The organism is Flavicella marina (genome assembly GCF_009193215.1).
GTDB lineage: Bacteria > Bacteroidota > Bacteroidia > Flavobacteriales > Flavobacteriaceae > Flavicella > Flavicella marina.
Genome location: NZ_VYVA01000013.1, coordinates 1 through 274, shown reverse-complemented (window position 1 = coordinate 274; position 274 = coordinate 1). Strand labels below are relative to the sequence as shown.

At 48.2% G+C, this 274-nt stretch carries 1 protein-coding gene; it reads left to right on the top strand.

All coding sequences use genetic code 11. The features are described from left to right. On the top strand, positions 1-274 hold a 274-nt coding region (locus F6P99_RS13345; RefSeq protein ID WP_152287995.1), incomplete at both ends, for a hypothetical protein.

Genomic DNA, 274 nt, shown 5'->3' with positions numbered 1-274 from the left:
AAATTGATTATCTGGTCAGCAATTTTCAGCAGCTGGGTCGCAACCCGAACGACATTGAACTCTTTATGTTTGCGCAGGCCAACTCTGAGCACTGCCGGCACAAGATTTTTAACGCCGACTGGACCATCGATGGCGTAAAACAGCCTAAATCGCTGTTTAAAATGATTAAGAACACCTTCGAGCAAACACCGGATTACGTGTTATCAGCCTATAAAGATAACGCTGCGGTGATGGTTGGCTCTGAAGCCGGTCGTTTCTTCCCGACGCCGGCTAG